This is a genomic window from Caballeronia sp. SBC1, assembly GCF_011493005.1.
In the GTDB taxonomy this organism is placed as follows: domain Bacteria; phylum Pseudomonadota; class Gammaproteobacteria; order Burkholderiales; family Burkholderiaceae; genus Caballeronia.
Genome location: NZ_CP049156.1, coordinates 2,751,488 through 2,774,692 on the forward strand (window position 1 = coordinate 2,751,488; position 23,205 = coordinate 2,774,692).

At 59.1% G+C, this 23,205-nt stretch carries 22 protein-coding genes and 1 tRNA gene; 6 read left to right on the forward strand and 17 right to left on the reverse strand.

Annotated features, from left to right (window positions below; translation table 11 throughout):
- Positions 1 to 9: 9 nt before the first annotated feature.
- A complete protein-coding gene (locus tag SBC1_RS12140; RefSeq protein ID WP_243830284.1) occupies positions 10 to 1,401 on the reverse strand; it encodes a sodium:proton antiporter in 1,392 nt (463 codons plus the stop codon).
- A 257-nt stretch (positions 1,402 to 1,658) separates the two neighbouring features.
- Entirely contained in the window at positions 1,659 to 2,849 is a 1,191-nt protein-coding gene (gene pncB / locus SBC1_RS12145; protein WP_165092194.1) for a nicotinate phosphoribosyltransferase, read from the reverse strand.
- 428 nt (positions 2,850 to 3,277) lie between these two features.
- On the opposite strand from pncB, the gene fdxA reads away from it, so the two are divergent.
- From fdxA to SBC1_RS12160, 3 genes are all read left to right on the forward strand, one after another.
- A complete protein-coding gene (fdxA, locus tag SBC1_RS12150) occupies positions 3,278 to 3,601 on the forward strand; it encodes a ferredoxin FdxA (RefSeq protein ID WP_089159225.1) in 324 nt (107 codons plus the stop codon).
- 146 nt (positions 3,602 to 3,747) lie between these two features.
- A tRNA-Asn gene (locus SBC1_RS12155) sits at positions 3,748 to 3,823 on the forward strand.
- A gap of 122 nt (positions 3,824 to 3,945) precedes the next feature.
- The gene (locus tag SBC1_RS12160; RefSeq protein ID WP_165987746.1) at positions 3,946 to 4,371 is read left to right on the forward strand and encodes a hypothetical protein; all 426 of its coding nucleotides are present in this window, start codon (positions 3,946 to 3,948) and stop codon (positions 4,369 to 4,371) included.
- Positions 4,372 to 5,105: 734 nt separating this feature from the next.
- Here SBC1_RS12160 and SBC1_RS12165 read toward each other — a convergent pair.
- From SBC1_RS12165 to SBC1_RS12175, 3 genes are read right to left on the reverse strand one after another with little or no spacing between them, the layout of a single operon-like run.
- Positions 5,106 to 5,561: a hypothetical protein gene (locus tag SBC1_RS12165; protein ID WP_165987748.1), complete on the reverse strand. Its 456-nt coding sequence runs from the start codon at positions 5,559 to 5,561 to the stop codon at positions 5,106 to 5,108.
- Position 5,562: 1 nt separating this feature from the next.
- Complete coding sequence (locus SBC1_RS12170) at positions 5,563 to 6,237, reverse strand: hypothetical protein (protein WP_165987750.1); 675 nt, start codon at positions 6,235 to 6,237, stop codon at positions 5,563 to 5,565.
- Positions 6,192 to 6,719, reverse strand: coding sequence for a hypothetical protein (locus SBC1_RS12175; RefSeq protein WP_165987752.1), 528 nt, complete (start codon positions 6,717 to 6,719; stop codon positions 6,192 to 6,194). Before SBC1_RS12175 ends, SBC1_RS12170 begins: the two co-directional genes overlap by 46 nt.
- A 1,227-nt stretch (positions 6,720 to 7,946) precedes the next feature.
- Between SBC1_RS12175 and SBC1_RS12180 the strand changes: the two genes are divergently transcribed.
- Together SBC1_RS12180 and SBC1_RS12185 are read left to right on the forward strand one after the other, a co-directional pair.
- Positions 7,947 to 8,327 (forward strand): Panacea domain-containing protein, encoded by a 381-nt coding sequence (locus tag SBC1_RS12180; RefSeq protein ID WP_207958398.1) that lies wholly within the window; start codon positions 7,947 to 7,949, stop codon positions 8,325 to 8,327.
- Between the two features lie 7 nt (positions 8,328 to 8,334).
- Entirely contained in the window at positions 8,335 to 8,769 is a 435-nt protein-coding gene (locus SBC1_RS12185; protein WP_165987755.1) for a hypothetical protein, read from the forward strand.
- 675 nt (positions 8,770 to 9,444) lie between these two features.
- On the opposite strand, the gene SBC1_RS12190 is transcribed toward SBC1_RS12185, so the two are convergent.
- The gene (locus SBC1_RS12190; protein ID WP_165987757.1) at positions 9,445 to 9,984 is read right to left on the reverse strand and encodes a hypothetical protein; all 540 of its coding nucleotides are present in this window, start codon (positions 9,982 to 9,984) and stop codon (positions 9,445 to 9,447) included.
- 1,033 nt (positions 9,985 to 11,017) lie between these two features.
- Between SBC1_RS12190 and SBC1_RS12195 the strand changes: the two genes are divergently transcribed.
- Complete coding sequence (locus SBC1_RS12195; RefSeq protein WP_165987759.1) at positions 11,018 to 11,539, forward strand: hypothetical protein; 522 nt, start codon at positions 11,018 to 11,020, stop codon at positions 11,537 to 11,539.
- Between the two features lie 220 nt (positions 11,540 to 11,759).
- On the opposite strand, the gene SBC1_RS12200 is transcribed toward SBC1_RS12195, so the two are convergent.
- The 11 genes from SBC1_RS12200 to SBC1_RS12255 all read right to left on the reverse strand — a co-directional run bounded on the left by SBC1_RS12200 (position 11,760) and on the right by SBC1_RS12255 (position 22,868).
- Entirely contained in the window at positions 11,760 to 12,047 is a 288-nt protein-coding gene (locus SBC1_RS12200) for a hypothetical protein (protein WP_165987761.1), read from the reverse strand.
- Between the two features lie 203 nt (positions 12,048 to 12,250).
- Positions 12,251 to 12,727, reverse strand: coding sequence for a single-stranded DNA-binding protein (locus SBC1_RS12205; protein ID WP_165987764.1), 477 nt, complete (start codon positions 12,725 to 12,727; stop codon positions 12,251 to 12,253).
- Positions 12,720 to 13,121, reverse strand: a complete 402-nt coding sequence (locus tag SBC1_RS12210; RefSeq protein WP_165987766.1) for a hypothetical protein — start codon at positions 13,119 to 13,121, stop codon at positions 12,720 to 12,722. Before SBC1_RS12210 ends, SBC1_RS12205 begins: the two co-directional genes overlap by 8 nt.
- Positions 13,122 to 13,215: 94 nt before the next feature.
- Positions 13,216 to 14,403, reverse strand: coding sequence for an AAA family ATPase (locus tag SBC1_RS12215; protein ID WP_165987768.1), 1,188 nt, complete (start codon positions 14,401 to 14,403; stop codon positions 13,216 to 13,218).
- Entirely contained in the window at positions 14,400 to 15,227 is an 828-nt protein-coding gene (locus SBC1_RS12220) for a toprim domain-containing protein (protein WP_165987770.1), read from the reverse strand. Before SBC1_RS12220 ends, SBC1_RS12215 begins: the two co-directional genes overlap by 4 nt.
- On the reverse strand, positions 15,224 to 15,592 hold the full coding sequence (locus SBC1_RS12225) for a hypothetical protein (protein WP_165987773.1): 369 nt from the start codon (positions 15,590 to 15,592) through the stop codon (positions 15,224 to 15,226). Before SBC1_RS12225 ends, SBC1_RS12220 begins: the two co-directional genes overlap by 4 nt.
- A 386-nt stretch (positions 15,593 to 15,978) precedes the next feature.
- Positions 15,979 to 19,659: a hypothetical protein gene (locus SBC1_RS12235; protein ID WP_165987777.1), complete on the reverse strand. Its 3,681-nt coding sequence runs from the start codon at positions 19,657 to 19,659 to the stop codon at positions 15,979 to 15,981.
- A 189-nt stretch (positions 19,660 to 19,848) separates the two neighbouring features.
- Entirely contained in the window at positions 19,849 to 20,088 is a 240-nt protein-coding gene (locus tag SBC1_RS12240; RefSeq protein ID WP_165987779.1) for a hypothetical protein, read from the reverse strand.
- Entirely contained in the window at positions 20,081 to 20,434 is a 354-nt protein-coding gene (locus SBC1_RS12245; protein ID WP_165987781.1) for a LexA family transcriptional regulator, read from the reverse strand. Before SBC1_RS12245 ends, SBC1_RS12240 begins: the two co-directional genes overlap by 8 nt.
- The gene (locus SBC1_RS12250) at positions 20,427 to 21,044 is read right to left on the reverse strand and encodes a hypothetical protein (protein WP_165987783.1); all 618 of its coding nucleotides are present in this window, start codon (positions 21,042 to 21,044) and stop codon (positions 20,427 to 20,429) included. The genes SBC1_RS12245 and SBC1_RS12250 overlap by 8 nt, the downstream gene beginning before the upstream one ends.
- A gap of 447 nt (positions 21,045 to 21,491) precedes the next feature.
- Positions 21,492 to 22,868, reverse strand: coding sequence for an integrase family protein (locus tag SBC1_RS12255; RefSeq protein ID WP_165987785.1), 1,377 nt, complete (start codon positions 22,866 to 22,868; stop codon positions 21,492 to 21,494).
- Between the last annotated feature and the right edge of the window lie 337 nt (positions 22,869 to 23,205).

Here is a 23,205-nt window from a genome sequence, read left to right on the forward strand (position 1 = left end):
GACTTTCTCCTAAAAGAACAACCATCCAGTGAGCAAGAACAAGGGCAGCAAAATGACTGTCGACCAGCCGAGATACGCGAAGAATCCCGGCATGACAATGCCGCGCGATTCTGCAATTGCCTTGACCATGAAGTTGGGCGCGTTACCAATGTAGCTGTTCGCGCCCATGAACACGGCGCCAGCCGAGATGGCGGCGAGCGTGGTGGCGCCGGCCGTCATCAACGTTGGGGCATCGCCGCCGGCGAGGTTGAAGAACACGAGATAGGTCGGCGCGTTGTCGAGGAATGATGACAGCAAACCGGTCGCCCAGAAGTACGCGATGTCGATTGGTTTGCCGCTTGCGTCGGTCACCATGTGCACGATGCCGGCGAACGCACCGTCCGCGCCCGCGCGCAAGATCATGATCACGGGCGCGATGGTGATGAAGATGGCGGCGAACAACTTCGCGACCTCTTCAATAGGCGCCCAGTTGAACGCATTGCCCGCGCGCGCGCTTTTCGGCGTGAGCATGTGCGACAAGAGCGTCACCACGACAAGCAGCACATCGCGCGCGGCGTTCTGCAACGCGACGTGCGTACCGAATACATCGAACTCGATGCCCGGTTTCCACAAGCCGCTCATCAGCACCAGCGCGACCACCGCCGCGAGCAAAACGAAATTGATCTTTCCGTCTACGCTCAACGGTGTTTTCGCTTCACTCCGATGCACCACCTCCTCCTTAGCGAAGTAATAGCGGTCGAGCACATAGAAAAGTGCCAGCAGAACCACACAGATAAAAAGCGTCGGCGCGGCGAGATGCACCGTGGTCCAGAAAAAACTTACGCCATTCAGGAAGCCGAGGAACAGCGGCGGATCCCCGAGCGGCGACAGCGCCCCACCGGCATTGGCCACGAGAAAGATGAAGAAGACCACGCGATGCACTACGTGCTTGCAATGTTCATTGGCGCGCAGCAGTGGGCGGATCAGCAGCATGGCCGCGCCCGTCGTTCCCATGATGCTGGCGAGCACCGTGCCGAGCGCGAGCAACCCGGTATTCAGGCGCGGGGACCCGTGCAAGTCGCCATGCAGGCAGATACCGCCCGCGACCGTGAAGAGCGCAGTGAGCAGGATGATGAACGGCACATACTCTTCCAGCATGGCATGCACGAAAGTCGCGAATGCAACCTGCGTACCAAAGCCAAGCGCAAAAGGCACAAGGAACACGAGCGCCCAAGCCGCCGATATCTTGCCGAAATGACGATGCCAGGCGTGCGGCGCGATCAGCGGCACGATCGCGATGGACAAGAGGATGCCGGCGAACGGAAGGCCCCACAGCGGAGACAGCGTGGCGCCGTCAAGCGACGCCGCGGAGGCAGTCAACGGCAACAAGAGAAGCAACAGGCCTTGCCATAAGCGTCGCATGTTCACGGCTGCGCTCATGCGCGAGCGCAGCCGGTTACGACTGCGGCTGGAGTGCGCAGCCGTAAGCCCTGGTCTCTTGAGTTCCGGCGTGTGGCCAATGTGTTCATGATGCTGTCCTCGTTGGCCTGTGCTGCGGCATGCGCGTCACGGCATGTGCGTCAATCAAGGACTCGATTATAACGAGCGCCCGCGCCCGAATACCCTCGACCGAACGGCTAACGCGGAGCAGCGCTTGGCCTCACGAACGCCTGCGTGGGTTACTGTTCTTCCACGGGTTTGGCGATGTCGAATACCTGGCGGAGGTAGGCAAGATAAGCCTGGTCATCACACATGTTCTTGCCGGGGGAATCGGAGAGTTTGGCAACAGGCTGGCCATTGCAGCGGACCATCTTGATCACGATCTGAAGCGGCTGATAACCAAGATCGTTGGTCAGGTTGGTACCCACGCCGAAAGCGAGCTGGCAACGGCCGCGAAAACGTTCGTAGAGGCTCAGGACCTTGGGAATGTCGAGTGCGTCCGAAAAGACGAGCACCTTGGTACGCGGATCGCAGCGGTTCTGCTCGTAATGACGGATCAGGCGTTCGCCCCAGTCGAATGGGTCGCCGGAGTCGTGGCGTGCGCCGTCGAAGAGCTTGCAGAAGTACATGTCGAAGTCGTTCAGGAACGCCTTCATGCCGTAGACGTCGGAGAGCGCAATGCCCAGGTCGCCGCGATACTCCTTCGCCCACATTTCGAAGCCGAAGATCTGCGAATCGCGCAGCCGCGGGCCGAGCGCCTGGCAAGCCTGAAGATATTCGTGCGCCATGGTGCCGAGCGGACGCAAGCCGTGCTTCATGGCGTAGTAAACGTTGCTTGTGCCCGTGAACTGTTCGCCCAGGCCTTCCTTCAGCTTGAGGATGACCTCCTCATGCCACTGCTTGGAGAACCGGCGGCGAGTGCCGTAGTCCGCGATCTTGCAGTCGGAGACTTCGGGACGGCCGCCGAGCAACTGGATCTTGTCGCGCAGGCGGTCGCGGCCGGTATCGAAGGTCGGGTCGCGTTGTGTGTTGCGGAAATAGACCTCGTTGACGATCGCGAGGATCGGAATCTCGAACAGGATGGTATGCAGCCACGGCCCGACAATATCAATGTCGATCTCGCCGTTCTGCTTGGCGGACGGCTTGATCGTGACGGACTTCTCGTTGAGATGAAAGAGCGCGAGGAAGTCAATGAAATCGCTCTTGATGAAGCGCATCCGGCGAAGGTATTCGAGCTCGTCTTCCTTGAAGCGCAGATGGCAGAGCTGGCGCACTTCGTCGCGTATCTCATCTATATACGGCACGAGATCGACATCCGGCGTGCGGCAGCGAAACTTGTATTCCGCGTGTGCCGCCGGGAAGTGATGCAGCACGACCTGCATCATCGTGAACTTGTAGAGATCGGTATCGAGCAGCGAATGGATAATCATGGTTCCAGACGAACGGCTAGGAAAACGGGTAAAGGCGCAGGTAGGACCGCCCACAAGAGCGCGGGCAAAACCGCAAACGGACCCGGCACGCCCCGACGCACTGGATGCTTTGCCCCCGGCGGCCTCCAGCACATGTTACCCGAAGTGTCCGCCCGGAGCGCCGCCCCTAACGCTGCTGAAACACGCCGGACAGCGGGCGCGCGGGAGTTCGGCGGCGAGCCATAAACAAATCACTAAACGATATAAGGCCTTCTGCCCGGGGGTCGCGCTCAAATATACCGGTACGCTACAATATCGGTTTTGGCGCGCAGATCGTGCACAGCCGGGCTATATGCAGCCCCGAATAGAGACGCTCGGTTCGCTGGTTGGAACCCGACGTTCATGTCGCCCTCGCCGCCGCCCCACGAATTCCGTATGCAGGAGCCTGAATGACTCACGTTGTGACCGAAAGCTGCATTAAGTGCCGCTATACCGATTGCGTGGACGTGTGCCCGGTGGATTGCTTCCGCGAAGGTCCCAACTTTCTCTCGATCGATCCTGACGAGTGCATCGACTGCGCCGTGTGCGTCGCCGAATGCCCGGTCAATGCAATCTATGCCGAAGAGGATGTCCCCGGTGATCAACAGCACTTCATTGAACTGAATGCCGAACTGTCGCGCGGCTGGCCGAGCATCACCAAGACCAAGGCGCCGTTGCCCGAAGCCGACGAGTTCAAGGACGTGAAAGACAAGCTCGAACTGTTGGCGCGTTGAGCCCGAGGGGCTGCAGGTTGCCCTGCTGTCGTTGTCGCATCCCTCGTAACGCTTCACTTGTTTGTGACTTTTTAAATTGAGATGAACGCAGGGTGTTGACAGGCTAGATTCCCCTCCATATAATTTCGTTTCTCTGCTGCAGATGTTCCTCGATAGCTCAGTTGGTAGAGCGCCGGACTGTTAATCCGTAGGTCCCTGGTTCGAGCCCAGGTCGAGGAGCCAGAAGAATCAAACGCTTAGCCCAACTTCAAAGAGTTGGGCTTTTTGTTTTGCGGGACCGTGTAGGCACCATGTAGGTTTTTGCCAGAAATCCTAGCCCGTCTTAACTGTCACCTTCGCAGGTCATGAGCCAGACCCTCACCTATTTATCAACTCTGGTCAGCTTGGTTTCGGGCGCAATGACCATCCTCGGCGTCAGCGGCCTGTTGACCTGGAGCCTGACCGACAAAAAGCGTGGGACATTCGATGACAACGTCATTGGTGTAATGGCCGCGACAACCAAGTTGGCTATTGCAGCCGTCGTTCTGCTTGTCGGCGCAGGCATTGGCTTCATCACGCACTTTTTTGTTTTGCTTCTTGCCAAGGGCAGCATTACCGCGTCGGACAACATCTATTGGGATGATGCTTTCGCTGGCGCGCACATAGCGGGGTACGCGGCGGCAGTCATTCTTTGGCTGCCACTAGTGGTCCTCTGCGTCTCCAGCGTATTTTCGTGGTCGCTCTCGCCGTTTGTTCGCTTCTATCGCGCTCTTTCGAACAAACAGCCGTAGGCAACGTAGAAGGGAATTCAAGGCCCGCGTCATCCCGACGTTACCCGGCGCACACTACTTCGGCCACTCGGGCGGCAGAATGGTCTGCCTATACCAACGGAAACGTCGAAACATGCCTCGGCAGCCGATTCGAACGACTTCGCCCCTCGAAGACAAAGTGCGGCGCCTCGAAGACGACCTGTACATGGCGCGGGCTGTGATTATCGATTTGATGCAACCGGAGTTGGAGAGGCTGCTGTGGGGCCAGGTATCATGCGAGACCTTTGACGAGGTGCGGAAGTGGGCAGACGTTGCCACTGAAAGCATCATCGAGTTCGCATCTCGGGCTGAACAGCCAGCGGAAGTTAACTGGGACGGTCGGCTCCGTGTACTGTGCCCTCTCTGCAACCGAGGGCCGCAGTCCCCGTATGACAATGGCTTCCTGCTCACTGAAGGTCTAAGGCGGCATTTGCTGGGCACATACAACTCCAGACAATGCTCCGTCTTCGCGGCGGCACATGCGATGGCGCTTGACCGTGCGCGACGCGCCGCCGGCCGCTAGCTCTGCGCCGCCCGGTCGATAAGCTGCGCCTGCGGCATCAGCAAAGCCAAAACCTGGATACTTCAGAAAGCTGGCATCGCGCTCGAATCTGAGAACGACCCGCCGAGCGGAACGGAGGAAGCGCGGCAAGTCCTGAGCGCTTTCTAGGCCAACGCGTAGGCCTGTGTGGAATGGGCCTACCGCGTTGCGTTCACTAGACTCTCACTTTTGCTAGGGTCTTTTTGCCTTTGGCCGTCAAATAATCTTCAGGAAGGTCTCGCAGGTTATAAAAATATTGAAACCCGCACCGGCACCCCTCTTCCTCTAGCGGCTTCGTCGTTTCGTCTGTGAACCCATCCCCGTGGCCGATTAGTCCCTTCTCCAGCGCCCAGTTTCCCCGAATAATGTACACAGCGGCATCGCGGGCTTGGTGCTCGGGCCTGTAGCAGCCGGTTGTTCCGCCGCGCCAAATCCATTTAGCAGCGATGGCGCCGCCGTTCACCGCAGTCGATTCATGGTCGAGTGCTATCTTTTGAAAAGGAGTGAGCGGCCTGCGAGCCGCCGTGCGCCGTTTAGTCAACGAAACGCGTTCCGGCTCCATCGGCGGCGCGTCGCTTGCAGGCTCGCTCTCGCGCCGACCAACGAAGCTAAATAGCTGTCGCAACTTCATGTCATATCACCGCGTCATAGCTGCACTGACAGCACGCCGCCGAGCATGTTTGCACCGGCAGAGTGGGCGCTTCATTTATCAGGTATGTCGCTCGCAGACGTTGAACTTCCCGACAACTGTCCGGAATGCCCATCGGCGATACGCGCACTTTTTGAACCACGCCCGACTGTCGATACTGCACGAGATGTTGCCGCCGGCTGATAACGTGGAAAGCGGCGATGTGCATATTACGCACAGCACTTTTCGGTTCGACGCTGGCGAACATATCCGGGCGACAACATTCTATAAACGCGTGCGAGTACTTCATTCTCGTGTTGAGCCCCAGCCGTTTCTTCTCTGCCACGGAGAGGAGCGTCTCGCCTGCGAACGCTGCCTCAGTGTCGATATGCTGAAAGGGCCCGGTCTTCGCACGCACACGGTCAACCAAGAGAGGCACCTTCTCCGGCCAAAAGAGACCGGACTGAATGAGATGCGCCTCAAGCAACTTCAGCATTTCGGCCTGACCGCTTACCTCAGCGTTCACCATCGAAGGCGTCGCAGGAATGCTCATGGGCGTTGAGCGGCCATCGCCAGCCGTCGACTGCGCCGGCTTTGCCCCGAACAGCTTTCTGAAAATATTCATACCTGCCGTCAGTCGTCCAAGCCCGGGATAATCGGCTTGTATGCGCAGAAGCAACGCTTTCCATTGCAGTCCGGCACTGGAAGCACGGGAGCGTTGTCAATCGGATATTTCTTCGTCAGCTTTTTGACCTTCGCGCAGGCACCCGTGTCTTTGACAAAGGTTATCCGCACGGACTCAATGCCGATGCCCTTCATGCGAAGCAGCGCGTGCCGATTCCGGGCAAGGTTGGCGCTGTGCGTACACGCTTGCTGAAGGAACGTTGCCGGTTCCGCGCCGGATGGGAGCGTGGGAGCCAGACAGTCTGCCAATGTGATGCGCACTCCCTCCGCGTCGGGGCGCGCTTTTTTCCCGAGAATCAAATGTGCGTTGACCGGCGTGAACGGCGGGCTGTTCGCCCGGATGGCGGACATCATGGCTGGCACAGCCTCGGGTTTGAACATACCGGAGGTCGTGAGCTGCGATTCAATCGACGCGAACGCCTCCGCTTGCATCTGGCGTTCAGATTCGACACGCTCAGGACTAGCCGTAACGGTCATCGCCTCTGCGCGCGGGTCGTGGCGAGGCGTTGGTGCATCGGCCGCTAATGCTGCCGGCTTCCGACCGAACAATCTCCCGAAGATGCCCATGGCGTTACCCCGCGTTTGTTTTTTGGCAGCTTAGCACTGCGCTATTCAATTCGGCTTCCGAATCCCCGTGGCGACGCTTTTTTGGGTCGCAGCCTGCCACTACACCTGCTACTTCCTGCGCTGACCACGCCCCGAAAATCATCGCTCTCCATGCGAACCTGAGTGCGAACCTCGGCGGTGCGAACCTCGTTCGATGTTGCATCGGCTGTTAGAGCGCCTCCGATTACGAAGTTGGAAATTCGTAATTTCGTTCGTAATGTTGTACGCGGCGTTCGGGTTTATGTGCGAGGTTATCGTTTCGAAACTCTTGGGCGCGTGAGCCGATGCCCGTTGTGGCGCAAGGGGTTCGGCGTATTGGAGTGTTTGGAAATCTGCGCGGAAACTGCGGAAATTACTTCGGCTTTATATTTCGCCGAACGCGATTTGATAAATGTCGATATTTTTTCAAAGCGGCGTCCCGGCCACCAGAACCTAATTGCCGATTGCGTTCGATTGGGTTAGGAAACGGCCCAACCCGTGGAAACGCCACTGGAAACAGGGGCGGTGGAAACAGGCCCAAACCGTGGCAACCAGAGTGGCAACCAATGCATTGGCAACCACGGAGATGACGGCTTTCCCTGCGTACCGGTCTGCGTACTATCCATCTGTGCGCCACCGCTGAAAGGGTCATTCTGCTGTTACAGAGGCTGTTACAGGAGCATGTGCCGCAGGCTGCAACTCCTCGGGAAGTGGAATCGGATTCCATCGATACCGCATTAAACTCGGCGCTAACCGCAAAAAGGGCCGTTCCCTTGGTAACTATGCTTCACGGAAAGGGGCGCGGGGCTGAAACCTTGCCCGTAACCATGGTCGGGCCCTCGGTTCGGTGCGGATTTATTGGGGCGCTTGCTCGCCCCGCTAGCAAGCATGCTGAGCGGGTTCGAGTGCAGACTAATCGATTTGTTTACATTTGAGATTTCAGCCCCAGTTGACAATTGCTTGCACATGTCGCGCGCCTCGGGGAAAATGCGCGCAGACTAGTAAGTTGATTTACAAAGCCGCGCATACGTCGCGGTAGCACACACGGGGAGAACTGCGATGGCGAGTGTTTTCGACGTTGCACATTACGTTCTAGAGCGCCAAGGAGCCATGTCAGCGATGAAGCTGCAAAAGCTCGCGTATTACTCGCAGGCGTGGTCTTTGGTCTGGGACGATGTGCCGCTATTCGATGAACGCATCGAGGCTTGGGCGAACGGCCCAGTTGTCCGCGACCTGTATATGGCCCACAAAGGACAGTTCACCGTTCATCACAAACTTCTCGGAGAAAAGGGCTCTTCCGCGAATCTCACCAACACCCAGCGTGAAACCATAGACGCCGTTTTAGATGCCTATGGAAAACGTTCTGCGCAGTGGCTAAGCGACCAGACTCACGCGGAAGCACCTTGGCTAAACGCACGCGAGAACCTTCCTGACAATGAGCGGGGCAACGCCGAGATTACCTTAGCGTCGATGGCCGAGTACTACTCCTCCTTGTCCTGACGCTTCAATGAACGGCAAAAAGGGAAAGGCGGTTCCGGGTAAAGCGGTCCAGCGCGAGGACGAAAAGCGTGTGCGCGCGCCCGAGCAAAGCCTGTCGCGCACGCCTTCGTGGCGGTTCTCCACGGTAGACCTCAATGGACCTTTTGCGTGGCCGAAGTCTGAACAGGGCGAATTGGATATCCTGCAAAAGCTCCATGGCTTTGATTCGATGGCATGGCCGGAAATCGAGGGGCCGGACCACCACGCCATCGACGTCGGCAAATTGTCTGGAGAGGCACGCAAGCGGCTCGAACAGATAGGGCAAGACGATATTTCAGAGGTCTTTTCATTCCATTTTTCCGGGAAAAGCCGAATCATTGGGATACGCGACGGCAGCGCCGTCAAGCTTCTCTGGTGGGACGCCGAACATCAGGTGTGCCCAAGCCCCAAAAAGCACACGTGACCGATACGACTCCGTGTTGTCGCCACCTACACCGGCCGTAACCGTGGATACCTAGTTGGATACCGAGTACCTGGCTACCGCAACAACGACCATGCGCGCCGCCTCAACTTTGACGGGCGCTTCGGCGAAAATCCCGCATAGCCTTGGCGTACTTTGGATTGGAGCGAATCGACCCTAGGATTCTGTCAAAGCTGGGTCAAAGTAATAGACTTCGAACGCCACTGCAAGATAGACAGCTCTCTGCCCAAAAATCCCGGAAACCGCCGCCGCGCATCGAGGTAGCGGAAACCGGCACCTCGGTTTCGTCAACGCTGGGTCAACCTAGGCGTACGGTCTCCGACGCGTAAATCTTCCAGCACCACTGCACTCGACCGGCCAGGGCAACTAGGCTCTCCGAATCCGTATCGGCTGGGTAATGGTAGCAACGGAGTGGCGCAGGCACTTGTCATGCGCGACCTCATTCATGAGGTTGTTTCGATTAACTGCTACATGCGACGCTATAAAGCACGGCGGTGATTGGAAAGCGCGCCAACTAACTGATTCAGCAACAGCTTTCGGGACGCGGCCCGCGTCGTTATCTGCGAACTTATTACCGTCTCTCCGAGCATTAAACGCCTCGCGCCGCCCCGTCCATCAAGGGCTGATACCTTTTAAGGCTGCGAACTTATTCACCTCTTACGCTTCAGCGCTGCCGCTCGCCGGCATGATGCGCAGGAGAAGAGCACGCGCCGCCGCCCGCAACGCTGTTTGGCCGTCGGCGATTGCTCCTACGTCCCGGCGTTCCATGTAGGTCCCGAATGCCGCTCTCGTTTCATCCGCGCGGCCATTGGCCTTGATTAACTCTTCTGAGTAATAACTCGCGTTCATGATGCGGATTGACGCAGCACCGAGAAATTGCCTTTGCTCTTCATACAGTTCGGGGAAGTAGAGCTCTCCAAGCGTTTGGAGCTCTGCCCTAGGGTCGTGCAGGTCGTTCAGCTTGCCACGACCGGCACTGCGCTCTGTTGCTTCAACGTAGCGGACGACACCGTGGGCGTGGTTCAGGAACTCCTCCAGCTTGACGCGCCGGAGGTTTGTCCATTCTCGCTTAGCCCAGTCTTGCTGCCCGATGTCCGTCTTGACTTGCTCGACAATCTCGGTTATCTGGCCTACGTCTTCTTTGGTGGCGAGCCCTTTCCCCTTTTCTTGAAGGTAGGCGCCGAAGTAAGCGCCCACGCCAGCGACCACGAACGTTAGGAGCATTGATAGAACTTGGGCAAGAGTCATCGGTGCTAGACGAGTCGTAAAAGAGTGTGGAGTTTAGCGCGCTTGTCGGGCGCGCCAGACGCAACGCCCTTCAGTTCGGCACGTTGTATGGCGAACCGTGGAACGCCGTCTCCCATCGCCCATTCGGATTTCGCTTTCCAATTCATGCGAGACGTCAAACATCGCGAGTGTCCCTCTGGCTTCCTTTTACGGAGACTGCACTCGATTCCAACGAATCGACCGACCAGCGTAGCGCCACGGCAAATTTCCACCCGAAAACCGTAAGAGCCAGGTAAAACTAAATCGCTACAACTGCAGGAGTGTTCCCAGTTGTTTCGGAAACGGGCGAACCCGTGGAACTCGGTGGAAACAGCGCCATTGGAAACCGCCTACGAACGTGGTAACCGGCTGGTAACCACACGATGGTAACTATCGGTTTCGCTGCGAACCCCGGCGGCACGAACCGAGACCTTTCCCGTGCGTACCCGTGCTGCGACCCCGGCGGCGCGCCGCCTTGCGCTGTATGAAATTCGAAAGATAAGCCGTAATAATCCGGCAGACCGTGCGGACTTATCTGCGTCGAAATCCGTTCGGAAATCCGGGGGCGCGCCGACCGCCCTGCCTTGTCACATAAGGGTTTTAATGTTTCGAAACGTGCGAACAAATACGCGGAAAAATTCGGCCCTTTCAACGCTCTGAATGGTCTTCGGGGCGCTATCATCTGCCGACAAATATACCAAGGGGAAGCGTCGTGTTTCGCAAGCTAATTACTACAACCATTGCCGGAACTGTCGCCGTCCTCGCCGGATGTAATCAGCCGGCGAGGACGGCGGCATCCCAGGCATCCGCTTCTACCGGTTCTGCGCCGGCCGTCTTGCTCCCCGCTTCTCCAACGGCTGCGCCATCAGCTAGTTCTGGCCTGCCTGTCTCTGGCCTGCCTGTCTTTCCGACTGCGCTTGAGGGACACCAGTCGTTCGAACTGGGCCAACTGATATACCTGCTCATGCCGGCACCGAGCATTAGAGTCGGCTGGGATTGGGCGGTCGATTCGCCAATTGTATGGATTGACGATGGCTTCGTAAGCACCGACGTCTCGACCTACCGGCGAGGGTTCTCCCGGGTGAACTTGATGGGCAAGTGGAGCACCGAGCTGAGACAGAAGAAGGACGAACTTGGCTGGGAGGTACAGCTCTTCACGACGGCACCGGCCAAGTTTGGGCCTCAGGAAATCAACATCCAACCCGGCACGGATGACGGCGACGATGCCTGCTTCGGTACCCGGTTCGACAACTGCTGGTTTGACCCGCGTCCGTCGCTCAAGGCAGCCGGTATCGAGGCAAAATCGGTGTGCCAGTACGGCCCGAACGAGGCGAACTCGACGCATATCTATCAACTCGCGGCCCCCGGGAAAGCCCCCATACTGTTCTCATGGCTGCAAAGCGAAGGTTCCGGCGGCGACAGCGCCAGCGTCTCGCTACTGCTTGATGCTGACAAGAAGGCGGCCTGCACGCCACCCAATCCATGACCTCAGCCGCCGATGAGAAGATGCCACGGGACCGCGACCGTCTCGCGCGCGCGCGTACTGGTCGCGAAATGCGGCGGGCGCCTTAGCAATTCTGAGCATGGCGTTTCGCGAATTCAGTTTTACGGTGAGGTGAGTGAATTTCCCAAAAAGCACCGCCCAGCAGGCGTTTCAGGGAAATAAGCAGTCAGAATCCGTCAAGGCTGGGTCAAGGTAAATCCCGTCACGGCTTTGTCTTGCTCGGGCACTCACGCTCCTCGCCGAGTATCTCGAACAGCACTGGGCGGAATGCCGGTTCCACGATGCGCCACGCAGTGCCCAGACGCATCACCGCACCGCGCCCCGTCAACCTCGCCTCGTGTCGCCGTAGCCATTTGCCCATGTCAGCGGGGCCGGTCAGGCGCGGACTGCCGAAGCGCCAGATGGACCGGGCGCGTGCGTTCTCATGCAGCCACGTTTCGAGCGGCACGAGGCGTTCGACTTCGACCACCTCGGATTCAGTGCAGGTCACGGTTACCTCCTTGCGGTCCCCCGCACACGATGCGGAGCTGAGGCGGTTTGCGTTCATGGTCGCCGCAGCAATCATCAGCCATCGCTCGGCGGAGCTCTCCGCTGGCCGGGTCGACGAAGCTCACTGCGTTCCAGCAGCCATCAGCTTCGTCGAACGAGGTGCAATTTGCGCAGCACTTCCCTGGTCGTCCGCTCATGGTTGCCTCACAGGTCATCATTCATGTCGTCGAAGCCGCTGCCGTACATCCGGCGGCCCTGCTCGGCTCCGTCCATCATCTGGCTCTGTGAAGTCGGAGCGCAACCGGAGGCTGCATGACTCTTCTCTAACGTCGGAGAGGTGGGCGAACCTACCGTGTCACCTTGTACCTGCTGGCGCTTTCGTCGAACGTGGTACGTGGTCAGAACGGCATGGGCCACAAGGTCGAGCGCCGGTTTTGCCTCGCCGTTCCTATCGGTCCACACCTTCGGCGTCAGTGCGCCCGCCAGCGCCACGCTATCTCCATCACCGAGTGCCAGCAAAGCGGTCTTCGCAGCATCGTCAAACGCAATCACGTTCGCGAACAGCGACTCGCCATCACCCATGGCGGCGCGCACCTTGGCGGTCACGAATGTCTTCCCGCTCTGTCCTGTCCGGCTGCTCGCCGTGCCGTATAGCTTGCCGCTCACCAGTCCGTCAATCATGTTTCACCTCACAATCGGCAGCGACCGCCGCCCAGGCCTCAATCGAACCCTCACAGGTCCATTCGTAACCGCTCCACATGCAACCGTGCTGCACGGCCAGTCCGACCGCCAAAGGCCACACGGCGCGCCAATCGTCGCGGCCCCGCCGGTAGAACAGGACGGGCAACTTGCCCTCCGCTGTCGCCTGCCGTGCTGCCTGTCCATACCATGTGCGGATGTCACCGCGCGCCGCCGTCGCATGCCGCTTCACCTCGGCGCACCACTTGGGTATGCCCTCAAGGTCGCTATCCCCTCCGTGCTGTCTGACCCGTCGTTTCACATCCCAACCCGTGAGGTCTTGAATCAGCCCAGCAATCTCGCGCTCGCCGGTCTTGCCCTTGGTTCTCGACTTCATGCCCATGGCGACACCTCCCGGGCAAGCACAGCAAGCTGCAAAAGCGTCGGACGAGGCGAAAGCAGCGCGCCGCCGACTAAACGTTGATTGGCGTTCATTCGCGTTCCCCTTCGCTAGGCAAGGTGTCCAACTTGTCCATGTTGTCCATGTTTTCCACGTTGGACATGCTGGACAAGTTGGCCAAGTTGGACGACTTGGGCAGGCTCCAATACCACTTCCCGCCGTCTCCTCGCCGCTTCTTCACGCCCAAAGTGTCGGACGCTCGGCGGATGGTTCGCCACGCAATGCCGGCATCTTTTGCTTCGGCTTCCACCGATTTGGTGGGCACCACGTCATCGCCCAAAACCTGCAAGAGGAAATCGGCGGCGGCATCTTCAGCGCTCGCCTCTTCCTGGTCTTCGTCGGACGGGTCCGTAAGTAACTCTCGCGCCGAACCCTCAACGGAAGTGCCCCAGGCCACATGCGAGGCAAAGATTCCCGGCAGGGGCTCGGACTGCTCAAGGTGATACTGGAAGCCGCCATCGTCCGGCCCGATGTTCGATTTACTGCGAGCGAGAATGCGCCGGTCCTCGCCGTCCTCGGACTTAACCTTGGCGGCGACGAGCACCACGCGCGCGACCGCCGTGAAGGCGATTGAGCCGACCACCCGCTGCGTCGGGTCGGAACCCTGCCCGCCCTTTGAAAAGTGGGTAATGCCCAGAAGCGCGGCATCCATCGCAGCAGCCAGGTCCACGAGCGGCTGCAATGCCCTGCGCGTCTCCGTGTTTTTATGGCTGTCGCCGGTCACCGCGCCCACGACCGGGTCGACGACGATTAGCCGGACGTTACCGATATGCTCGGCCGCCTCTTGAAGCGCCACCATGTCGCGGCTCGGGTCGAATGAATGGAGCTCACCCGCGACGCGTGCGCCAGTGACGAAATAGACTCGGGCCCGGTCCGCCCCGGCAGCGATAAGCCGGGGGAGCAACGTATCTGCAGGGTCATCTTCACCGGACCACACCAGGACGTTACCGGTGGGGCACCTGGAGCCGTCCGGCCAGCGACCACCGGCCGTCACTGTGGCAGCGAAGCCAATCGCGATGGTCGTCTTGCCCTGCCCCGGGGCGCCGGCCAAGATGTGGAGCTTCCCTAACGCCAGCCAGCCATCCCACAACCAGCGAACCGGCTCGGGCGTCAGGTCGGCACCGTTCACCAACACCACGCCGTCTTTGGGCGGCTCGACCTTCCGAAACCGCTCAGCCTTGGCCAGAACTTCGCGCATGATTACTTCGGGTGCGCTCATGCAGCCTCCCGGAGTGCGTCGTTCAGGTCGTTCTGAGCCTGCCGAGTAACCAGCACTTCACAGTCGGAATCAACCCACCGTTGCGCGCACGCTTGCGCCGCGCCGATTCCGGCAGCGTCGTTGTCCGCACCAATTACCAGGCTTTGAATTCCGGTCAGACGTGGGAAGGCGGTCAGGTTGCCGGCGTCGATACAGGCCCAGACCGGCTTGTGCGCCCACGCGAGACTTAGCGCCGTCTCGATGCCTTCGGCAATGCCGAGCCCGATGGTCACCGCGTCGTCCGGCCACAAGCGAATCACGCCGCCCTGCTTGCGGTGGCCGCCGAGCAACATGCGCGAAGGCTCAACATCTGCCTTGGTGCCGTCGGCGCAAATCCACGTCCGATGCAGGCTGAGCGGGCGGCGCGTGACCGCGTCGGTAATAAGCGCCACGAGCGCCGGTCCCACGTACCCTTCCGGGTGCTTCAGTGAAGGATGAAAGCGCAGGTCTCCGTCGGCGGGCGGGACGACGCACTTCCTAGCCTGGAGGTATGCAGCACCAACACCGCTGAGCTTCTTGCACTCGCGCCACAACGCGTCGCCGAAGTCCGACAGCGCTTCATACCGTTGAGCGGTAGCGGCCTTTACACGGGGTTGCGCTGGCGTCGTCAGCCGAGCGCCGCGCTCCGGGCGGAAGCTCTCCGAGAGGTCGCAGCGAAAGCAATGGGCCACGCCGCCGCCATCCTGCTCGATGGTCAGACCGAGCGTCTTGTCCCGGTCGTTGCGCCCGCAGGCGGGGCAGCTTAAGCGATGGCTGCCTACTTCATAGTGGGTCCATGCAATCACGCAGCACCTCGCAGGGAGCGCGCGGCCAGGATAGTCTTCGGGTCGAGCCAGTAGCGCTTAATTGGGCGGTGATAGCCGGGCTCTTTTACCCATTCGCTCTTGACGGGCCAGCCAAGATAATCCAGCTCCTTCACGTAGGCGGCGAGCCTCCAGCGATTTGTGCCGAACGAAGGCTGGGTAATTCGCTCCCCCGTCAGCATGCGGTCGAGCGCGGCTTTCGGGTTCGTACCGTGGGTAGGCCAGACGGGGTTAAATTCAGGCGGCGGAAGCAGTTCAAACTGTTCCGGTTCGCGGGTATTATCGGAGGGTGACTTAGGCGTTCCGAAGAAACCCGATTTTGCTTGGCGGCGGTCGGGTTTTTTCATTATTGGCCCCCGTTCAGCAGAGCCTGGATGTCCGAGACGCGCCAAGCAAGGCGGCGGTGAATGCGGACTGGGCGAATCGGACCGTTCTCAAGGCATGCCCATTTGCGAAGCGTCTGGGTCGCACGGTTCAGCGCGCAAGCAGCTTCCTCGGTCGTGAGCGTGGCCTCGATGCCTCGTGCGGCGAGGGTGATTCTTGAGGTTGATTGAGTGGCATGCATCGTCGTGTTCCTTCCCGCCTATTGCGGTTCGTTGATTGACGATGCGAAGATTCGGCGCGCAAGCCACCCTTGCGACAAGGGGTCGACGCAAACCCCTTATGGGATGATGATTCGCGGACCGCAAGCGCAAGGGCTTGCGACTCAACCACAAGGGGGTTGCGACGCGCGCTAACTTCGTCTTGGAGGCTTCCCAAGGCGAATGTTGAACGGGTCGTGAGAAGCGAAGATATCCTTTGGAGCCCCTTTCTTTGGGGCTACCAACTGCCTGACTCGTTCGGCGGAAATACCCAGTTCACGCCCTGCCGCAGCTTTATTTCCCCCATGTTTTTTGAGCACGGCCATGACTCGCTGCCGACGCTGCTCCGGCGTCTCCGGAGCTTTTTCGGCGCCGCTGTCGGGCTGCATGGGCGACTCTACAGGCAGCCCCTTATCACGCGCCCACTGAAGCCACGGCACGACGAAGCCCTTCCGTTGCGCCCACTCGACGTAATACGCAGGTGCACTTCGGGGCGGATGGTCGCCGCTGCTCCACACCCGCTCCGCCTTGGTGAGCTCTTTCGATACCCGGTGCAGCATCACCGCACCTACCGGGTAGTAGTGTTCTTCAAGCGACGGACATTCAGCACGGCGTTTTTGCATGTCCTGGAAGTCATTCCAGCCCTGCCAAGCGTCGAAGCTGACGAGCGAGCCATCTAGGTGACGCGCACTTACCAGGCGGGCGGCCCCTTCTTTATCCGTGTACCGGACAAGGTCGTCTGGCGACAAGCCAAATAAAATTGGCAGCGCCTCCTCCGCTTTCCACGTGTCGTGTCCAAGCCAATCAAGTAGCGCAATTGGTTCCGAACCGTCATGATGCGCCCGAACTTTCTCGTGTTCGGCTTCGGCCAGCACGGTCAGCACGCCTTGAAATGTTTCTTCTGCGAGAGCTTCTTGCGAAGCGGTATCGGGGAAACGTGGTACATCGTTCAACAGACTGAGAAGCTCGTCACCATCAATCACGGCGCCATCGATAGCGTCTGTTGGGACGAACCGAACCGGGTCGAAAAGCTTCAGAGTTCCTTCTGACGCAAGCCGGCCGACAATACGCCACAAGTAGGTATGCTCGACGCGCTGAACTGCGTACATAGTCGACAAGTAACCGGGCGCTCCGCCGGCCTTTTCTAATGCGGCGGCGGCCGATTCCTCCTCGCCGTGGTTGCTCCATCTGAGCTCAGCCAGTTCTGCGACAATCTCTGCCAGTGGCACAAGTGCGGCTGGCGTCTGTTGCGCTATGCTTGCCAGCGCTCGCATTTCATCAGGCACAGTCCATCGCATTGTGTTCAGCGCCCATTCCGCGAACCTAGCCAGGTACACCTCACCATCGTTGCCCCCTGTCACTGTCGACAACGTGCCGCCAGTTCCAGCATGGCTTTTTGCGATTCCGAGCCTGCGCGATATTTCGCCTCGCACGTCCTTGCTGGCGGCGAATTGCGGCAACAGTTCCGCTACGAAGAATGCGCCCACGTCATGTGGGACTGCTCCTGGCGCGGTATTGCAAGACAGGCATACAGCATCACGTAGAGTCAATTTCAAAGCATGACGCCATACGCCCCAGTCTGGCTCGTGGGGATTGTCAGCGCCAACCGCATTGGCTTCGTCGGTCGCGCCTGAACTGACCAACTCGTTCTTGCGCACCACTAGCACTGCGCCGTCCGGCAGGTCCTGTGCATGAGGCACTGCGCCATCGACCGGCTGCAATTGCATCAGGCGGTAAATCTCATCGCCTCGCTGCACGAATATTCCGAACGTGACTTCAGGGGTGTCTACGGTCGTTCCGTGTTTGAGTGCAAAGTATCTGCACCTGACGACGTACAGATTGGCGTTGTACAGCTTCTTGTCGTCATAGAGAGTAAGGTCCCAAACGTACCTCACACGCCGTAGCTCGTTGGCGACAGATGCTTTCACGTCCCCGTTGTCCGTCAACCAAAGCGGATTTGAAGTTTTAACCAATTGCGCGGGAGCGTTCTTCGCAAAGAACACGGACGCTTTTAATCTGCCATCGAGGAACCGCTCGTAAATGCCGGCTTCGTCGGTCCCGATGATTTTCGCGGCCTCTGCTATGGTCCAATGCTCGTCAAAATCAGGCGCAGGCATGTCCGGTGTGGTCCAGTTAGTAGCCGCAAGCGCCGGCCAGCATTTGTCAGCGATTGCAACGGCTCGAACGTCCGCGACGGCCAGATATTGATATTCGCGCACGTCAATGCCGACGACAGGAACGCCCTTAGGCTGGCTGGCGGGTAAGCCGTTGTAGGTCCTGCATTGCAGGCCAAGCGATTCGAGCCATCGAGTGACGCCGAGAATCTGTCGGGAGCGGCCCTCGCCCTGTGGCGGCGCGTCAGGTGTGAGAATGACCATTGCCCATGCGACGTGGTCAAGGCGAGCGTATCGCTGCTCGATAATCTTTCGCGCTTCCTCCCTGTCACCGTGAGTTACCGCGCCAAGGGGAACATCGAGAAAGTTGGAAAGTTCGGCGCGGGCGAAGCCGATTTGATGCTCGCGCATGAAGTGCTTGCCATAGTCCCACTGCCCGCCGTTCGGGTCGCGCGGTGCCGGCCCGACAACGGCGGGGTCGAGGTCAGTCCGAACGCAAGCCATCGTGTGCTCATAGTGGTTCGTGGTTTCGCGGCCGTACCATTCTGCAGCATGCATCAGGATAGCCATGCCTTCGACGGCAACCGTATCGTTGAATAACGGCCTGCCGATAGTTGCGTGTATCTCAGCCCATCGCGGGCTGTTACCCAGAGCGTTGTGCAGACGCTCGTAGAGCATCTTGGCAGCCTCAGAGGCCCGCCACATCGGCTCATCCTCAACGGTAGTACGCCCTTTCGGTACCTCGACATCCCTTGCGATGAAGTTCAGTGCTTCGGCCAGAGAGATAGCATCCATGCTATTGGGCAGTGTTGTTTGGGGGAGAGGTGATGCTCCTGCCGTGGTGCCCGAGGGCTGATTCGCGGCAGGCAGATAGGACTCCGGCTGTGCGTCGTACCTAAGCCGGTTGGCTGTCACGTCTAACTTCGTGTACGTCAAGGTGTCGTAAAGGTTGAGGTCGCCGTCGTAGACCGCGCACAATAGCTGGCGGTCGTAGCGGACCATTACGAGGTCTCGGAGCCGGGAAACCGGATTCGATGGCTCGGCAATGTCATGCGCGGCCTTGAGTTGCAGTCGGGCGTCATCCGGGCTGGTGCCCTCGGGGACGACGTTCCACGCCATCGCGTCCGACAGAATTTCATATGAGACGTAGTGATGGTCGGTGGTGTAGTCGCCAGTCCTATCTGGCTTGGCAAGCAGGCTTTCGAACGAAAGATGGAGTTTGTTCGAGACGGCCCACGAGTCCAATTCGGCCACGCTGAACATCGCGCCATTCGCGCACTCGATTACAGCCAGATGGCGGTTCTTGTGCTTCTCTGCAGCGTCCAGCTTCCCGGTTTTTGCCCCACTGTCTGCACCGAGCGTTATCGCCGGTCCATCATTTGGGTATGCATCGCCCAGCAAGTAGCCGGCTTCAACACGGGCGCCGAGGTCCTGCTCATTGCGCAACGGCAAGGCGCCGACTGTATCCAGCCATGCCAGTAGGTCAGCGGTCAGCACCGTCGATTTCTCTGGGTCGACCGGCGCGATGGCGGTGTTGGTCCACGTGGCGAGAAGTGGCTTTACGTCGGCCGGGAGGCGTTTTAACTCTGCCGCTTCAGCGAGAAGCGAAACCGCGTCGGCCCATCCGCCCCCGAGCCTTTCGATTATGAGATATGCAGCCTCTTGGAGCGTCACCCGCTGTCTGTGCCGGAGTAGCCGAGCACGGTCGTTATGGTTCATCAGCGCCCTTCAAGCGCAACCTTCAATTGGGTGCCCCTGCCAGGCCGGTGAAGGTCTCCGACTTTTCGCTCCGTCGAGCTAGGCAGGGGCAAAGTGGTTCAACTTGGCCATGCTGTCCACATTAGCCACATTAGCCACGTTGGACAACATGGACAAGTTGGACAACATGACCGACTGGGATAGTGTCTCTTATCTCGCGTGATGTGTCCGGAAAGCTTTCAGGTCGTCCATATTCAGCTGATAGCGTTCCACGACCTTGGCGAGTTGGTCATCGTTCGCGGCAGGGCGAATAACAATGAATGTTGGCCCGTCGGCGGCCTGTCCCGCCCAACACGCGGCATCGTCAAGGCAGACCAGGCGCGGGTCGCCGTAGGTCGTCACGATGACTTCGCGGTTGCTGAAGCTGCCATAGTCCGTTTGCTCAAGCATGGCTCACCTCTTCCGTTTCGAGTTCGGCGTGGCTGGTGCTCCTGGCCCTGCCGTTCATGGTGACAACGCCACATATCCTCAGGTCATCGCTCATTTCCACCATGCGGTCTGACCAAGACGGATTGAGCGCCTTCAGATATTTGGTGCCGCCCTCGGTGACGAGTTGCCTGAACGTCGACCATGCCCCGTCGTGAGACTCGACGACAACCACCGAGCCGTTTTCTGCGTCACTCTGCGGCCGGACAAGGATGAAGTCACCAACGGCGAACGAGTCGCGGTCGGCTGGGTCGTACATGCTGTCGCTGACCACGCGAAGGAAGTATTCAGAGCTTACCGACTTATTCATGGCATACCTCCGCCACGACACGTTGCTGCGCCCCGTCAAACATCAAACCCGCTCCAACGACGTTAGCAGGACCCACGACGCGGCAATAGCGAACCTCGTCGAGCCCGAGCCTGTCTGCCACGGCTTGCCCGAAGTCCGTCGCCCCGTCGTGGGTCGGGAAAGTGCCGTACTCGTTACCCTTCGCGTCTCGCACCGCCCAGTAGACCGGCCTGTCCGTCATGAAGGCGAAGGTGCTCGGCGGGACAATCATGTCAACCCGGTAAATTGCCGCGATATCACACCAACGCACCTTCAATTGAGACGACGGGTGCCAAGCCGAAAGTGTAACTGTGCGCGCCGAATATCCTTGTACCGTTCGGAGGTGCCATTTGCCATCATCAAGTTGCGCCAGCACTTCCTCTCCCAACTCATCCGCGATGTCACCGCAATTCTCCAGCAGCGCAAATTCGCCCATCTTGATGCGCGGGTGCATGGAATCGTCCGGCATCTCAAAGGCCAGGATACGGTTCGGCAACGTAATGAGAGCATCGGCGGCGCGTACGCGGGTCACTTTATGCTCCGCATCCAAAACGGCGGTGGCTTCCTCAGTACTACTTGAAAGTTGGTTCACGGTTATGCCCTTTATCCGAATGAACCGCCGGCCGCCGAGACGGCGGGGTGGGCGGGCGCAAAGCAGGGTTAGCAGACCGGTCACGTAAGCACCCGGCAGACCCGAAGGTCTCCCCGCCAAGGCCCGCCCATAGAAGAGGCGCACGAAGGCGACACGCACAAAAAAACCGCTTAGCGCGGTTAGTGCGCTTACATGATGCGGGCTGCTAAACCCGGTCGCGTCTGTGTTCGCGACAGTTGAAGTTTACGAGCGTTCGATAACACACACAAGCCTTTTAGCGTTGCTTCACAGTCTTTTCGTGAAAAACGGATGAACGCTCATCAACTATGGTGCAGATTACCGAATCGCTTGAAGGTTTGATTGCGCGAATAGGCGGCGGAAAGCGAGTCTGTTCGCGCCTGCCGCCGACCGCGAGCGCAGGACTGCCGCCGCTCTTGGCCGAAACCGTTAGGCGGCGGCAACTACTTTTAAGGTCGGTTTGCTCTGTTCAGCAGGCTTGAAATCTATCCCGGCCTGGCTGAGCATCCAGCCTTCAATCTTGTCGTGCCACATACGCAAAAGGTCCAACGGGCGGCGACGGTAATGTTTCTCCGCGATTGCGCTCGGCTTGTGCCCTTGAATCTGCGCCACCACGCCTACCGGAACTTCACACCACTCGGACAGAGTCCCAAAAGACCGGCGCAGCCCGTGGATGCTTAGATGAGGTAGGCCGGCAGCAGTCAACGCCGCGCCGTGTCCGGACCTCGGGTCTGCAATATTTCCATCAGCGGCAGTTTTACTCGAAAACACCCACGGCGAGGGCTCCCATTTTCTTCCGACCTTCTCAAGCCTTACGAGCCGGCGCACGGTAGGTGGAGTGTCATTGATGCGCTTAAGCTCCAACAGCAGCGAAGCCAAATAAGGCGTCAAGGGGATGACTCGACCACTGTCTTCTATCTTGTCTGCGATGGACAAGCTGCGCCATTGGAAGTCGATGTCTGTCCATTTCATTCCGGCCATCTCCTCGCGGCGAGCGCCCGTGATGAGTAGTGCCTGGAGATAAGTCGAAATCACCGGATTCGGAATCTTGCGCACGGCATCGAACCACGCCGGTAGTTGCTCCCGTTGGAGGCAGTCGCCGTCCTTGGCTTTTATACTAGGAAGCGCGTCTTTGACGTCGCGAGTTTTGTACGAATCAGCAGGCACTGTGCCGCGATAAGCGGGCGTGTCAGCCATCCAACGAATGAAGGCGCGCAACAGCCGGTAAGACAGGGCTGCCATTGCCGGATGCAGTGATGCCTCGCCTTCGAGCCAAGCAGCGACCCTTTCTCCAGTCAGGTCAGAAAGCCTCGCCGGCCTAAGTGACGCCAGCGGACCTGCCGCCGTCACACCTGAGCCCCGAATCTTTTTCTTACCGCCTTCGGCAGCGAGATGAACATGGTCGTTATAGTGGCGCTCGCTCCACTTCGACTTACGAGCCTTGAGATAAACCTCCCAGGCGTCGGCGAATGTCACAACCTGGCGGCGCGCTTCTGCCGAGCGCGCTTCATGGGCGGCGCGCTCCTGGGCTTTCAGCTCACGGGGGTCCTTACCATCGTCAACCAGCGTCTTCAGCCGACTCGCCTCTGTCCGGGCCTTGCCGAGGTCCCAGTTCCGGGGGTCGCCGATGGTGATACGCAAGGTCTTCCCGTGCAAGCGGCCCTCGAAAACGTAGGCCCGCCCTCCGCCGACTGAAACGCGCAGACCTAGCCCCGGGGTTTTCGCGTCCCAATAAATACTTTGCTGCTTTCCAGCTTCGCACTGGAACCCGGCAACCCGCTCACCGGTGAAATTTGCTTTCGTCATCGCCTATCTGCTCCGCCCAAATCAAGTGTAGGCACTGTGTAGGCAAAACATAGCGCAATAAATCAACATTGGTCAACGCAAAAATCAGATGGAGTGGCTCCGACAGCCTTTATCTACGGCAAATGTGGTGCCTACACGACTACAAATCAACTCAGAGGAATACCGACTCATGCGGACTGTTAATCCGTAGGTCCCTGGTTCGAGCCCAGGTCGAGGAGCCAAAAAGTTTTCACGCAAAAAGCCCAATCGAAAGATTGGGCTTTTTGCATTTCGGGGCACCAAATCAAGTTATCAAATCTGCGCTGATGCTCGGCACCCTGCTCACGGTTCTGTGAGA

Excerpts from the sequence above, each read along its gene's own strand:
- SBC1_RS12140 (WP_243830284.1), bottom strand. The coding sequence starts at position 1,401 with ATGCGACGCTTATGGCAAGGCCTGTTGCTTCTCTTGTTGCCGTTGACT.
- pncB (WP_165092194.1), bottom strand. The coding sequence starts at position 2,849 with ATGATTATCCATTCGCTGCTCGATACCGATCTCTACAAGTTCACGATG.
- fdxA (WP_089159225.1), top strand. The coding sequence starts at position 3,278 with ATGACTCACGTTGTGACCGAAAGCTGCATTAAGTGCCGCTATACCGAT.
- SBC1_RS12160 (WP_165987746.1), top strand. The coding sequence starts at position 3,946 with ATGAGCCAGACCCTCACCTATTTATCAACTCTGGTCAGCTTGGTTTCG.
- SBC1_RS12165 (WP_165987748.1), bottom strand. The coding sequence starts at position 5,561 with ATGAAGTTGCGACAGCTATTTAGCTTCGTTGGTCGGCGCGAGAGCGAG.
- SBC1_RS12175 (WP_165987752.1), bottom strand. The coding sequence starts at position 6,719 with ATGACCGTTACGGCTAGTCCTGAGCGTGTCGAATCTGAACGCCAGATG.
- SBC1_RS12180 (WP_207958398.1), top strand. The coding sequence starts at position 7,947 with ATGAAGCTGCAAAAGCTCGCGTATTACTCGCAGGCGTGGTCTTTGGTC.
- SBC1_RS12185 (WP_165987755.1), top strand. The coding sequence starts at position 8,335 with ATGAACGGCAAAAAGGGAAAGGCGGTTCCGGGTAAAGCGGTCCAGCGC.
- SBC1_RS12195 (WP_165987759.1), top strand. The coding sequence starts at position 11,018 with ATGCCGGCACCGAGCATTAGAGTCGGCTGGGATTGGGCGGTCGATTCG.
- SBC1_RS12205 (WP_165987764.1), bottom strand. The coding sequence starts at position 12,727 with ATGATTGACGGACTGGTGAGCGGCAAGCTATACGGCACGGCGAGCAGC.
- SBC1_RS12210 (WP_165987766.1), bottom strand. The coding sequence starts at position 13,121 with ATGAAGTCGAGAACCAAGGGCAAGACCGGCGAGCGCGAGATTGCTGGG.
- SBC1_RS12215 (WP_165987768.1), bottom strand. The coding sequence starts at position 14,403 with ATGAGCGCACCCGAAGTAATCATGCGCGAAGTTCTGGCCAAGGCTGAG.
- SBC1_RS12225 (WP_165987773.1), bottom strand. The coding sequence starts at position 15,592 with ATGAAAAAACCCGACCGCCGCCAAGCAAAATCGGGTTTCTTCGGAACG.
- SBC1_RS12235 (WP_165987777.1), bottom strand. The coding sequence starts at position 19,659 with ATGAACCATAACGACCGTGCTCGGCTACTCCGGCACAGACAGCGGGTG.
- SBC1_RS12240 (WP_165987779.1), bottom strand. The coding sequence starts at position 20,088 with ATGCTTGAGCAAACGGACTATGGCAGCTTCAGCAACCGCGAAGTCATC.
- SBC1_RS12245 (WP_165987781.1), bottom strand. The coding sequence starts at position 20,434 with ATGAATAAGTCGGTAAGCTCTGAATACTTCCTTCGCGTGGTCAGCGAC.
- SBC1_RS12255 (WP_165987785.1), bottom strand. The coding sequence starts at position 22,868 with ATGACGAAAGCAAATTTCACCGGTGAGCGGGTTGCCGGGTTCCAGTGC.